The organism is Enterococcus pingfangensis, from assembly GCF_005405205.1.
In the GTDB taxonomy this organism is placed as follows: Bacteria; Bacillota; Bacilli; order Lactobacillales; family Enterococcaceae; genus Enterococcus_A; species Enterococcus_A pingfangensis.
The window spans coordinates 151,164-164,548 of sequence record NZ_BJDP01000007.1 but is presented as its reverse complement, the minus strand read 5'-3'; the positions used below and the strand labels follow the sequence as shown (position 1 = coordinate 164,548).

The 13,385-nt window shown below is 39.4% G+C and carries 11 protein-coding genes; 8 read left to right on the top strand and 3 right to left on the bottom strand.

From position 1 onward, the window contains the following. The first annotated feature begins 70 nt into the window (after positions 1-70). A complete protein-coding gene (gene ntdP / locus FFM63_RS05925) occupies positions 71-604 on the top strand; it encodes a nucleoside tri-diphosphate phosphatase (RefSeq protein ID WP_010740416.1) in 534 nt (177 codons plus the stop codon). A 76-nt stretch (positions 605-680) separates the two neighbouring features. On the opposite strand, the gene FFM63_RS05920 is transcribed toward ntdP, so the two are convergent. After that, the gene (locus tag FFM63_RS05920) at positions 681-1,112 is read right to left on the bottom strand and encodes a GNAT family N-acetyltransferase (RefSeq protein WP_137609401.1); all 432 of its coding nucleotides are present in this window, start codon (positions 1,110-1,112) and stop codon (positions 681-683) included. 76 nt (positions 1,113-1,188) lie between these two features. Here FFM63_RS05920 and FFM63_RS05915 point away from each other — a divergent pair, with 76 nt between their 5' ends. The 3 genes from FFM63_RS05915 (at position 1,189) to FFM63_RS05905 (ending at position 5,634) form a co-directional block, all read left to right on the top strand. Next, positions 1,189-2,313, top strand: a complete 1,125-nt coding sequence (locus FFM63_RS05915) for an AI-2E family transporter (protein ID WP_137609400.1) — start codon at positions 1,189-1,191, stop codon at positions 2,311-2,313. Positions 2,314-2,424: 111 nt separating this feature from the next. Continuing rightward, positions 2,425-3,801: a hemolysin family protein gene (locus FFM63_RS05910; RefSeq protein WP_137609399.1), complete on the top strand. Its 1,377-nt coding sequence runs from the start codon at positions 2,425-2,427 to the stop codon at positions 3,799-3,801. 255 nt (positions 3,802-4,056) lie between these two features. Then, positions 4,057-5,634: a peptide chain release factor 3 gene (locus FFM63_RS05905; RefSeq protein WP_137609398.1), complete on the top strand. Its 1,578-nt coding sequence runs from the start codon at positions 4,057-4,059 to the stop codon at positions 5,632-5,634. A 187-nt stretch (positions 5,635-5,821) separates the two neighbouring features. Here FFM63_RS05905 and FFM63_RS05900 read toward each other — a convergent pair whose 3' ends face one another. Both FFM63_RS05900 and FFM63_RS05895 read right to left on the bottom strand, forming a co-directional pair. Then, positions 5,822-6,118 (bottom strand): DUF1827 family protein, encoded by a 297-nt coding sequence (locus FFM63_RS05900; RefSeq protein ID WP_137609397.1) that lies wholly within the window; start codon positions 6,116-6,118, stop codon positions 5,822-5,824. 158 nt (positions 6,119-6,276) lie between these two features. Continuing rightward, positions 6,277-8,496 (bottom strand): ATP-dependent Clp protease ATP-binding subunit, encoded by a 2,220-nt coding sequence (locus tag FFM63_RS05895; protein ID WP_137609396.1) that lies wholly within the window; start codon positions 8,494-8,496, stop codon positions 6,277-6,279. Between the two features lie 439 nt (positions 8,497-8,935). On the opposite strand from FFM63_RS05895, the gene FFM63_RS05890 reads away from it, so the two are divergent. From FFM63_RS05890 to FFM63_RS05875, 4 genes are all read left to right on the top strand, one after another. Then, a complete protein-coding gene (locus FFM63_RS05890) occupies positions 8,936-9,202 on the top strand; it encodes a phosphocarrier protein HPr (protein ID WP_137609395.1) in 267 nt (88 codons plus the stop codon). Continuing rightward, positions 9,202-10,929, top strand: a complete 1,728-nt coding sequence (gene ptsP, locus FFM63_RS05885; RefSeq protein ID WP_137609394.1) for a phosphoenolpyruvate--protein phosphotransferase — start codon at positions 9,202-9,204, stop codon at positions 10,927-10,929. The genes FFM63_RS05890 and ptsP overlap by 1 nt, the downstream gene beginning before the upstream one ends. 157 nt (positions 10,930-11,086) lie before the next feature. Then, positions 11,087-12,130, top strand: a complete 1,044-nt coding sequence (locus FFM63_RS05880) for an LTA glycolipid anchor biosynthesis glycosyltransferase, IagA/BgsA family (protein WP_137609393.1) — start codon at positions 11,087-11,089, stop codon at positions 12,128-12,130. 15 nt (positions 12,131-12,145) lie between these two features. Next, complete coding sequence (locus tag FFM63_RS05875; protein ID WP_137609392.1) at positions 12,146-13,384, top strand: glycosyltransferase family 4 protein; 1,239 nt, start codon at positions 12,146-12,148, stop codon at positions 13,382-13,384. Position 13,385: the final 1 nt, after the last annotated feature.

Sequence of the window (13,385 nt, the reverse complement as noted above, 5' to 3'; positions counted from 1 at the left end):
ATAATTCTGATGTCGGTGTGATAACACCCAAACAAATGCGAAAAAATTTTTCGCTGAGGGAAGGGTAGCTATGGGAGTACCAAAAGAAGGAGAGTTTGTGACGATCAAAAGTTACAAACACGACGGCAGTTTGCATCGAACGTGGCGTGATACCATGGTATTAAAAACCAGCGAGTGTTCGCTGATCGGCTTGAATGACCACACATTGGTCACTGAATCTGATGGCAGAAGATGGGTCACTCGCGAACCAGCGATCGTTTATTTTCATCAAAAATACTGGTTCAACATAATAGCGATGATTCGAGAGAAGGGAGTTTCTTATTATTGTAATCTAGCATCACCTTATGTATTAGATGACGAGGCACTAAAATATATTGATTATGATTTAGATGTCAAAGTTTTTCCTGATGGCGAAAAACGTCTATTAGACGTAGATGAATATGAAGCCCATAGTCAGCAGATGCATTACTCAAAAGAAATTGATTATATCCTCAAGGAAAACGTCAAAATCTTAGTAGACTGGATTAACAATGAAAAGGGGCCTTTTTCCCAAGGCTATATTGATATTTGGTATGATCGTTATAAGCAATTGTCGCGTAAGTAGAAAGAAAAGGCTGTACCAAATTATTTGGTACAGCCTTTTTTGCAAGTCTTTCTTTCGGCATTAGCCGTTTGTGAAATTATAGCTCTTTTTTCATATGGACGTGGTCGATCTCAGCATCTTGAAAAATCTCGCCATAAGTAGTATAGCCCAACTTTTGATAAAATTTTTCGGCAGGCAGCTGTGCACCTAACTCGATGTTTGTAAATTTTTGTTGCCGAGCAAAAGTTTCTGCTTCTGCAATGATCGCAGCCCCTAATTTTTTACCGCGGTATTCTTTTAAAACCGCCATCCGCTGCAGTTTGAATGTTTGATCATCTAACGGCAGCAGCCGAACAGTCGCAGCTGGTTTTTTATCAACATAAAGAACAAAATGAACAGAGTAGGCTTCGTTTTTATCGATCTCTAAACTGGCGGGCACACCTTGTTCTTGCACAAAAACTTTTTGTCGAATACGGACAGCATCAAGGTAGATCTCGCTCATCGTATCCTTAGTGATTAAAATTTTCATAATGACACCTTCTTCAAGCAGATTTTGCACTACATGATGTATACTATAAACTAAAACTGAAAAAAGGAGTAGATGGATGTTTGAAAAAATAAAAAATTCAAAATTAATGTTTTGGTCAGTTGAGATATTGATCATCGCAACAGTGATTTTGGTTTCATCAAAAATCGATTTTGTCTTTCAGCCGATTGGGACATTTTTCACCACGTTATTTGCGCCGATTTTAATTGCGGGCTTTTTGTACTATTTATTAAATCCATTAGTGAATCTATTGGCGAAATTAGGAGTCAAACGTTTAGTTGCGATTGCGTTGATCTTTGTTTTGCTGATCGGGATGATCGTCTTGATTTTCTTGAGTGTTATTCCCAATTTAGTGGAGCAGCTAGTTTCATTGGCTAAGAATATCCCGAGTTTTGTCAATAACATGCAAAACTGGCTGCAAGAACTAGCAGATAACGCGACTCGGTTCCCAATTTTTAAAGAATTGGATGTTGATAAATATATCAGCAATCTGGATGTTTCAGCCGGCAGCATCATCCAGCAATCATTGACTGGAATGACAAATGGGTTAGGTTCTATCATCGGAAAGATCACGACCGTAGTATTGTTGCTGGTCACCGTCCCGTTCATTTTGTTTTATATGTTGAAAGACGGCGAAAAACTTGTTCCGAATATCGAACGGCTTTTTCCAGAAAACCAGCGGGGGAACATCAAAGGACTCTTGCAGCAATTAAATAAAACATTGTCCGATTATATCAGTGGACAAGCGATCGAATGTTTGTTTGTTGGAACGTTTACCTTTTTAGGTTATTTGCTGATTGACGTAGACTATGCCTTTTTATTTGGCATGATCGCCGGCTTGACGAATTTGATTCCTTACTTAGGACCTTATTTAGGGCTAGCACCGGCGTTAGTTTATACCTTTTTTGATTCGCCTTACAAAGCGTTATTATGTATCTTGATCGTCTTGATCGTTCAACAAGTCGACGGCAATGTGATCTATCCAAATGTGATCGGGAAAACATTGAATATCCATCCGTTAACGATCATTTTAATTTTATTAGTTGCCGGCAAGCTTTCTGGAGTTTTAGGAGTCTTTTTAGGTGTTCCAGTCTATGCGATTTTAAGGACAGTAGTCGTTTTTGTCGTGAAAATAGTCAAGCACAGCAAGCAAGAGGAACGAGAGCAAGAGTTTTTACATTAGTTAGTGGCTCTTCGCTTGTAAAAGATTGCATTAAAACAGGTGATGTGATACGATTTTACTGTGGCCTTGTGCCACTTTTTTTACACTTTAAATTAAGGAGCGAATGCAATTATGAATGCTGACCCCGATAGTCAGTCGTTAATTTTACAACTAGGTCTATTAGTAATATTAACGTTAATCAACGGATTTTTAGCTGCGGCTGAAATCGCGGTGGTATCGATTAATAAGAACCGAGTGGAACAAAAAGCAGAAGAAGGCAATTTGAAATCGAAAAAATTACTGGAGGTTATTCAAAACCCGAATAATTTCTTGTCAACGATTCAAGTTGGGATCACGTTAGTCAATATCTTGTCAGGGGCTTCTTTGGCGGATAGTTTGTCTACTCGTTTAGCACCTTTATTAGGCGGAGGAGCAGCTGCACGAACAATTGCTGCGGCGATCGTCATGCTTTTATTGACCTATGTTTCAATTGTATTTGGAGAATTATATCCCAAACGAATTGCTATGAACAAAACCGAGGAAGTGGCACAACTTACTTCAGGCATTGTTCGTAAATTAGGAATGATTACAAGACCTTTCGTTTGGTTATTGACGGCTTCAACCAACACATTGGCTAAAATCACACCGATGACGTTTGATGACGAAGACACGAAGATGACCCGTGACGAAATGCGATATATGTTAGAAAATGAAGGCGTATTGGACAACGAAGAAATCGAGATGCTGCAAGGTGTTTTCTCGTTAGATACGAAAGTTGCTCGAGAAGTAATGGTACCGCGGACAGATTCTTTCATGATCGACATCAATGATTCCGTATTAGAAAATATTGATGAGATCTTGAGCGAAAGCTATTCAAGGATTCCAGTCTATAATGAGGACAAAGATAAAATCATAGGGGTCTTGCATACAAAGACATTATTGAAAGCCGCTCGTCAATTTGGTTTTGAAAATGTTGATTTACGAAAGATTTTGCAAGAACCATTATTTGTACCAGAAACGATTTTTATTGATGACTTGCTTTATGAGTTGAAGAAGACTCAAAATCAAATGTCGATTCTGCTTGATGAATATGGTGGGATGGTTGGTTTAGTCACTTTAGAAGACTTATTAGAAGAAATCGTAGGAGAAATCGATGACGAATCTGATGAAGTAGAGAAGCTTTATGAAAAAGTCGGAGACAATGAATACTTGATCAACGGAAAGATGCTGATTGATGAATTCAATGAAGAGTTCGACTTGAATCTGCACATGAGTGATGTCGATACGATGGCTGGTTATTTGATCACTGCTTTAGGGACGATCCCAGATGAAGGGGAAAAACTTTCCTTTGATGTGGAAGATCTGACCTTGATCTCTGAAGAAATGGAAGGCTCGCGTGTCTTGACGTTACGTGCAATTTTTCATCCAGAAGAACATGAAAATGTTGAGCCGGAAGAAGAGCGTCGTTTCTTCACGAAAGATTTTGAAGACGATGAACCGCGTCGTTAATTGAGCAAAAGAAAACATTCTGCTTTGCAGAGTGTTTTCTTTTTGCTGGTTTTTACAAACGTTTATGGAAAGTTGAAATGACCGATGAGTTTATGCTACTGATCTAGTTCATCCAGCAAATCAAGACAATCAAAAATTTTTTAGAAGAAACTCTCTTATTGTCAGAACGTTTCAACTTTCCAACAAAGCAAAATCCATGCTATACTGATTGGGTTGAAATTTTTAGATATTTAGATAAATGAATGGAGCAATAGAATGAACAATCCTAATTTGAAACAACAAGTGGACAGCCGTCGAACCTTTGCGATTATTTCCCATCCGGATGCTGGTAAAACGACGATCACTGAACAATTATTATTATTCGGCGGAGCAATCCGTCAAGCAGGAACGGTCAAAGGCAAGAAGACCGGGAATTTTGCAAAATCTGACTGGATGGATATTGAGAAGCAACGGGGAATCTCAGTAACTAGTTCGGTGATGCAATTTGATTTTGACGGCAAACGGGTAAACATTTTGGATACACCCGGACATGAGGATTTTTCTGAAGATACCTATCGTACATTGATGGCGGTCGACAGCGCGGTGATGGTGATCGATAGCGCCAAAGGGATCGAAGCTCAAACAAAAAAACTTTTCCAAGTTGTCAAACGCCGGGGAATCCCAATTTTTACTTTTATCAATAAACTTGACCGCGATGGCCGTGAGCCGTTAGAATTGCTGGAAGAATTAGAAGAACTATTAGATATCGAATCTTATCCGATGAACTGGCCGATCGGCATGGGAAAAGGTTTGGAAGGGATCTATGATATTCACAATGAACGGATTGAATTTTATCGCCCAGAACGCTATGAAGGCGAACGATTTGTAAAATTAACGAATGGTGAAATCTCTGGAGCTCATCCTTTGAAAGAACAATCGATTTATGAAGATGTTTTAGGCGAAGTTGAATTGGTGCGTGAAGCCGGTGATCAATTTGATCTTGAAAAAATCGAACGCGGTGATCAAACACCTGTCTTCTTCGGCTCAGCGTTGACGAATTTTGGAGTCGAAACATTTTTAGAAACGTTTGTTGATCTAGCACCAAAACCGCATGCGCATAAAACAGAAGAGGACGAACCAATCTCACCTTATGAAGAGGAATTTTCAGGTTTTGTCTTTAAGATCCAAGCAAATATGAATCCAAATCATCGTGATCGGATCGCGTTTGTCCGTGTATGTTCAGGAACGTTTGAACGGGGAATGGACATCACGCTGGGACGGACTGGCAAGAAAATGAAATTAAGCAATGTTACCCAATTTATGGCGGATACGCGTGAAAATGTCGAAGAAGCTGTCGCCGGTGACATCATTGGTGTCTATGATACTGGTAATTATCAAATCGGCGATACTTTATATGAAGGAAAACTAAAAGTCGCCTATGAAGAATTGCCTTCATTTACACCAGAATTGTTCATGAAAGTTACTGCGAAAAATGTGATGAAACAAAAATCTTTCCATAAAGGCATTTATCAATTGGTGCAAGAAGGTGCGATCCAATTGTATAAAACTTATTTGACGGATGAATACATCATTGGTGCTGTAGGTCAGTTGCAGTTTGAAGTTTTCCAACACCGGATGTTGAACGAATACAATGCCGAAGTTGTGATGACTCCAATGGGCAACAAGATCGCTCGCTGGATCGATCCTGAACAATTGGACGAACGGATGAGTTCAAGCCGAAATATTTTGGCCAAAGACCGCTTTGATCAACCGTTGTTCCTATTTGAAAATCAATTTGCAATGCGTTGGTTTGCGGACAAGTATCCAGAAGTTGAGTTGAAGAGTTTGATGTAAGAAATTTAATCTATCGAAACTTTTCGGATATTGAATTTCGAATTTATTTGAAAAAATTTGAACCTCTTTTCTATCAGAAATTGATGGAGAAGGGGTTATTTTAATGAACTGAAATGAATGACAGCATGTTGTTTGTTAGGTGTAAGTTGATAAATAAAGCAAAAAAAATAGTTGAGGCTAGCCTCAACTATTTTTTAGTGATCGACATTTCAATCAGACCGGGAGATTCTAAGTAAGAGATATTTGCGAAATCATAAGCGCCTTGATCTAGTTTTCTTTTGAAATATTTATGTACAAAATCGATTTCTGATGGCTGGATGTTTCGTTTGCTGTTTTTCAAAACGATCTCTGCATGTTTGTAGGCATCAGTATAAATGACGGTCGTATTTCCTATCGTATAGACTTTTATCATATTAGCATCTGTGTTCTCTAACTGCTGGTAAACCATTTTTGAATGACTATTCGTGACGTTGATAAGTTTCATTCCGAAACACCTACTTTCTGGGTCTTAAATTTGTAATGTAATTATATAAGAAAGATTAATAAAAAAGAAGAGGAATGCTCAATTAAATGAGGAAAAATAAAGTTTTTGCTAAGAAAAGGGACCGTGACAGTTTTGTCGCAGTCCCTTGAGCCTAGCCATTACTTTTTGTCTTCTTTGGCCAAACGTTCTGGTCTTGACGTAATGATAATATGGTCTTCTTTATCAAGTTTTGCCTTCAGATCAGTAATTGTTGGGTGATCTAAGTAAAATTCAGCAATTCCATCTTCAATGTTTTCTTGGATTGTCCGACGCAGTGGACGAGCGCCCATCGCAGGATCATAGCCAAGATCGACTAGTTTTTCTTTGACGTTATCAGGTACATCAATGTTAAGCTTTTGTGCTGCCAACATATCATTCACATCATTTAACATTAAGGAAACGATCTTCATCAAGTTTTCTTTTGATAATGAACTGAATTCGATGATTCCATCAAAACGGTTCAAGAATTCTGGGGCAAAGAAATCTTTTAATTGTCCTAAGACAGAGTGGGTAACGCCATCTCGTGCTGCGCCAAAACCAACATTGGCTTCGATTTTACCCGTTCCAGCATTGCTGGTCATAATAATAATCGTATCTTTGAAGCTGACGGTCCGACCTTGTGAATCCGTCAAACGGCCATCATCAAGGATTTGCAAGAACATATGCAAAACATCTGGATGAGCTTTTTCAATTTCATCCAATAAAATCAAACTGTATGGATGACGACGAACTTGTTCAGTCAATTGTCCGGCTTCTTCATAACCTACATAACCAGGAGGTGAACCGATCAATTTAGAGACACTATGTTTTTCCATATATTCACTCATATCAAAACGAATCATCGATTCACTTGAGCCGAATAATTCTTCAGCCAATTGACGGGCTAATTCAGTTTTACCGACACCCGTTGGTCCGACAAATAGAAATGAACCGATTGGCCGATTCTTTTTGTTTAAACCGACACGATTACGACGGATCGCTTTAGCGACTTTATCAACAGCTTCATCTTGGCCGATAACGTGTTGTTTTAGATCATCAGCTAGATTTTTCAATTGTGTTTGTTCTTTTTCTTTCAGTTCGCCAACCGGGATCCCAGTCCGTTTTTCAACGATTTTTTCCATATCTTTTTCAGTGATGACGGGTGTTTCTTCATCCGTTAATTGGCGTTCTTTCATTTTTTGCAGTTTATTGATTTGATCGCGGTAGTAAGCAGCTTTTTCAAAATCTTCTTCTTGAGAAGCTTGCGATTTTTGCTGTTCTGCTTCCGTTAATTTTTTCTCGATCGTTTTTGGATCAACGATTTGGATCGTCAAGTTTTTCTTAGAACCAGACTCATCTAACAAGTCGATCGCTTTATCAGGTAAGAATCGATCTTGGATGTAACGATTGGATAGTTCAGCAGCTGCTTTGATCGCAACGTCTGTATATTTTACATGATGGTAATCTTCGTAACGCGGTTGCAGACCTTTTAAAATCTCGATCGTTTCTTGAACAGAAGGTTCTTCGACACGAACTGGCTGCATCCGGCGTTCTAAAGCCGCATCTTTTTCAATGATTCGGTATTCATTTAACGTCGTAGCACCGACCATTTGTAATTCGCCACGTGCTAGGGCTGGTTTCAAAAGGTTGCCGGCATCCATGTTGCCATCTCCGGCTGCACCAGCACCAACGATCTCATGAACTTCATCAATAAAGAGAATGATATTTTCAGCCTGACGAATCTCTTCGATTAATTTTTGCATCCGTTCTTCAAATTGTCCGCGGATCCCTGTGCCTTGTACTAAAGAAGCAACGTCTAAACGAATGACTTCTTTATCCATTAATTTTTGCGGAACATCGCCGTTTACGATCTTTTGAGCTAACCCTTCAACGACGGCTGTTTTACCGACACCAGGTTCGCCAATCAGAACTGGATTGTTTTTTGTCCGGCGATTCAATATTTCGATCACACGTTGGATCTCTTCATCTCGTCCGACAACTGGGTCAATGTTTCCTTCGCGCGCTTGACCTGTGATATTGATTCCGTATTCATCTAATAGTCCGCCACCATTATTACGGGGAGGTTGATTATTCATACCATTTCCACCACCAAATTGAGTTGGCGGTGTTTGATCTGCGGCGCCTTGTCGTTGTTGCATTTGTTGAGACATTGAGCGGAACAAATCATCTAAACTTCCAAAACCAAATGGATCATTTCCTGCCATTTGCGGAGCACCTCCAGCTTGATTCTTTAATTTTTGATAACAACTTTGACAATAGTCCAACTGCTTTCGTTGACCATTGACATTTGCATATAAATGAATAGTTGCTTCATTTTCTTGACAATTTTGGCAAAGCATTGTTTTCACCCTTTCAATAGTTGATTGTTTCTTCCATTGTACATCGAGTAAGCGAATCTAGTAAAAAGATACGCTGATCAGTTCTTTGACCATTGCTGACCTTGAAACAATTATAGCGTGATTTTTGATAAAAGCAAACAGTTTGCTCAAAATTTTAGCAATCGATCTATCAGAGTGCTAAAAAAATGATGCAGTTCCGCTTTTAGCCATAAGTTTGTTATGGAATATATATGAAAACACGAGAAATAGGGAAATTGGCCGATTGAAGCGAGTATTTTAAGAAAGGGGATACATTTCACTAGAATAAATCAATTAAAATTGGTTGTATCCACCGCCAAAAAATGGTAATCTAAGGAAATGAAGGGCTTAAAATGATGGATAGTATCATGGAGGCCCTAACATAAAAAAACATTTGTTTTTACAAAGGAGAACGGTCAATATGGAAAAAAAAGATTTTCACGTAGTAGCAGAAACAGGGATTCATGCACGTCCTGCAACTTTATTAGTGCAAGCTGCAAGCAAATTTAACTCTGATATCAACTTAGAGTATAAAGGAAAATCAGTTAACCTTAAATCAATCATGGGAGTCATGTCTCTAGGTGTTGGCCAAGGTTCTGATGTTACTATTACTGCTGAAGGCGCTGACGAAAAAGAAGCAATCGAAGCAATCGTAGAAACGATGAAAAAGGAAGGATTATCCGAATAATGGTTGAATTACTAAAAGGTATTGCCGCAAGCGATGGCGTTGCTGTTGCAAAAGCTTATCTGCTAGTACAACCGGATTTATCTTTCAAACAAAATAATGTAGAAGATATTGCTGCCGAAGAAAAGCGTTTAGACGACGCTTTGGCAGCTTCTTCTGCTGAATTAGAAAAAATTCGGGATAAAGCAGCAAAGAGCTTAGGTGAAGAAGAAGCACAAGTTTTTGATGCTCATTTAATGGTTCTTTCAGATCCAGAAATGATTGGTCAAATCAAACAACACATTCAAGATAATAAAGTGAACGCTGAAAGTTCGCTTAAAGAAGTAACTGATATGTATATCGGCATGTTCGAGGCGATGGATGATAACGCTTATATGCAAGAACGTGCGGCAGATATCCGTGATGTTACAAAACGTGTAATGGCACATTTGCTAGGTGTAACATTACCAGATCCGTCAATGATCGACGAAGAAGTTGTCGTTGTCGCACATGACTTAACGCCAAGTGATACAGCACAATTAGATAAAAACTTTGTAAAAGCTTTTGTTACTGATATCGGCGGACGGACATCTCACTCAGCGATCATGGCTCGTTCATTAGAGATTCCAGCAATCGTTGGGACAAAAGAAATCACTGCTAAAGCTAAAGACGGTGTGTTGCTTGCTGTTAACGGGATCACTGGCGAAACGATCGTGAACCCAACGGACGAACAAGCAGCTGAATACAAAAAAGCCGGCGAAGTTTATGCGACCCAAAAAGCAGAATGGGACAAGCTGAAAGATGCTGAAACGATTACTGCAGATGGCAAGCATTTTGAATTAGCAGCTAATATCGGTACACCAAAAGACCTTGAAGGCGTTCATAACAATGGCGCTGAAGCAATCGGTTTGTATCGTACAGAATTTCTATACATGGATTCTTCTGATTTCCCAACTGAAGATGATCAATTTGAAGCTTACAAAGCCGTTTTAGAAGGCATGGGCGACAAACCGGTCGTTGTTCGTACAATGGATATCGGCGGAGACAAAGAATTACCTTACTTAACGTTACCTCACGAAATGAATCCGTTCTTGGGTTATCGTGCATTGCGGATCAGTTTATCTGAACTAGGTGATGATATGTTCCGTACACAATTACGTGCATTATTACGTGCTTCTGTTCACGGAAACTTACGCATCATGTTCCCAATGGTCGCAACATTAAAAGAATTCCGTGCAGCGAAGAAATTGTTCATTGAAGAAAAAGAAAAACTTGTTAAAGAAGGCGTGAAAGTTTCTGACACGATCCAAGTCGGCATCATGATCGAAATTCCTGCTGCAGCTGTTTTAGCTGACAAGTTCGCTAAAGAAGTAGATTTCTTCAGTATTGGAACAAACGATTTAATCCAATACACAATGGCAGCTGACCGGATGAATGAACGCGTTTCATACTTATACCAACCATATAACCCATCAATTCTACGTTTGATCAAAAACGTGATCGATGCAGCGCATGCTGAAGGCAAATGGGCAGGTATGTGTGGCGAAATGGCCGGCGATCAAACCGCTGTTCCGTTATTAATGGGTATGGGATTAGATGAGTTCTCAATGAGTGCGACATCTGTTCTTAGAACGCGCAGCTTGATGAAACGTCTATCAACGACTGACATGGCTGAATTAGCTGAAAAAGCGTTGAAAGAATGCGATACGATGGAAGAAGTCGAAGAGCTAGTTAAGCAATACGTAAAATAAATCAAAAGCTTAATCCGTTGCCTGAAATAGGCAACGGTTTTTTTGTGTAATCAGTAAAGTGGCTGAAAGTGATATTTTCAAGTTAAAATCAGACTATAGGTTGAGATAAAGCTCAAATGCTTATGATATAATTAATTTGCTTTTAAGGAGGCATTACATGAAAATATTACTTTATTTTGAAGGTCAGAATATTATTGGGAAATCTGGCATTGGTCGTGCTTTGAGTCATCAAAAGCGGGCCCTAGCTTCTATGGGAATTGATTATACGCTTGATCCGAAAGCAACAGATTATGATCTGTTGCATATTAATACTTATGGACCAAAAAGTTTGCAGATGGTTAAACGAGCGAAAAAACTTGGGAAAAAAGTCGTTTTTCATGCGCATTCTACTGAAGAAGATTTTCGCAATTCATTTATCGGCTCGAACCAGTTGGCTCCTTTAGTGAAAAAATGGCTAGTCGCATTGTACCAAGAAGCAGACCACTTGATCACACCGACGCCGTATTCAAAGAAATTATTGCGCAGTTACGGCTTAACACAGCCAATCTCAGCGATTTCAAATGGCATCGATCTAAAAAAATATTATCCTGATGAAAAAAAAGAAGCGGCTTTTCGGAAGTATTTTCATTTATCAGAAACTCAAAAAGTCGTGATTTGTGTCGGACTGTTTTTTGAACGCAAAGGAATCTTAGATTTTGTTGAAATTGCTAAAAAAATGCCTGAATACACGTTTATTTGGTTTGGAGATGTACCGATGCTCTCGATTCCAGCGGCTGTCCGACGAGTGGTGAAAAAAGATCATCCAAAAAATGTTATTTTCCCTGGTTATATCAACGGTGATTTGATCGAAGGCGCATATTCTGGAGCGGATTTATTTTTCTTTCCTTCCTATGAGGAGACAGAAGGAATCGTTGTTTTGGAAGCGTTAGCTAGTCAGCAGCAAGTCTTACTGAGAGATATTCCAGTCTATGATGGTTGGTTGAACGATCGGATGAATTGTTACATGGGAAATGACAATCAGGAGTTTGAACAATTGATTCGTCAATTAGTTGAACATCAATTGCCAAATCTTTCGATGGCTGGTTTTAAAACAGCGCAAGAAAAAAGTATCACACAAATTGGTGCAGAATTAAAAGCTGTTTATCAAGAAGTTTTAGAACGGCCTTATGATCATCAAATCTATGCAAAAGTCACGAAATAGTTTGGAGGAATAGACGTGCGGATCGGCTTTTTTACAGATACCTATTTCCCCCAAGTCAGCGGGGTAGCAACGTCAATTAGAACATTAAAAAATGAACTCGAAAAACAAGGTCACGAAGTTTATATCTTTACGACGACAGATCCAGATGCCGATGAATTTGAAAAAGACATCGTGCGGATGCCTAGTGTTCCTTTCGTGTCTTTCACGGATCGGCGGATCGTCGTGCGGGGGATCTGGTTTGCTTATCGGATCGCAAAAGAATTAGAATTAGAACTTATTCATACTCATACAGAATTTGGTGCCGGTTTTTTAGGCAAGATGGTCGCCAATCGTTTGCGGATCCCAGTCGTCCACACGTATCACACGATGTATGAGGATTATCTTCATTATATTGCCAATGGCAAAGTCGTCAGACCTGCCCATGTCAAACATTTCATCAAAATGTTCGTCAACCATTCAACGGGCGTCGTTTGCCCAAGCAAGCGAGTCGTCGATACATTGCAACGGTATGAAGTCGACGTTCCCATGCGGATCATTCCGACCGGGATTGAAGTCGCGCATTTTATTCGTCCGGATATCACGAAAGAAGATACGGAACGTGTTAGAGAAAAACTAGGGATTCAGCCGGATGAATTGATGATTCTATCATTGAGCCGTCTTTCTTATGAAAAAAATATCCATGTCATCGTGCAGCAATTTCCAGAAATTCTAATGAGTTATCCTGCGGCTCGGCTTGTAATCGTCGGTAAAGGACCGTATCGCGAAGATTTAGAAGAGTTGACGCATGAATTAGGGATCGAAGACTATGTCCAGTTTACCGGCGAGGTGGATCATGAGGATGTCGCGTATTATTATCACGCAGCAGATTATTTTGTCAGTGCCTCGACCTCGGAAACACAAGGATTGACCTATGCGGAAGCAATCGCTTCAGGAACACAATGTATCGTTGAAGGAAATGATTATTTGAATCAGTTGTTGGACGATGAATCTTTAGGGGTCACTTTTGAACATGATTCGGACTTCAGTGATAGTTTTATTCGTTACGCGCAACGGCAGATTCCATTAGATCCGCAAGTTCGACAAAATAAACTGATCGAAATCTCTGCTGAACGATTCGGCAGTGAAATATTTAAATTCTATCAAGAAATGATCGTTTACTATGGCGAGAACCACAGTGAAGAAAAAATACCTGCTCGAACCGTTCGGAAAATGCGTGTTCGGATCAATTCGCTTAGAAACGGCGAAGATAAATAAA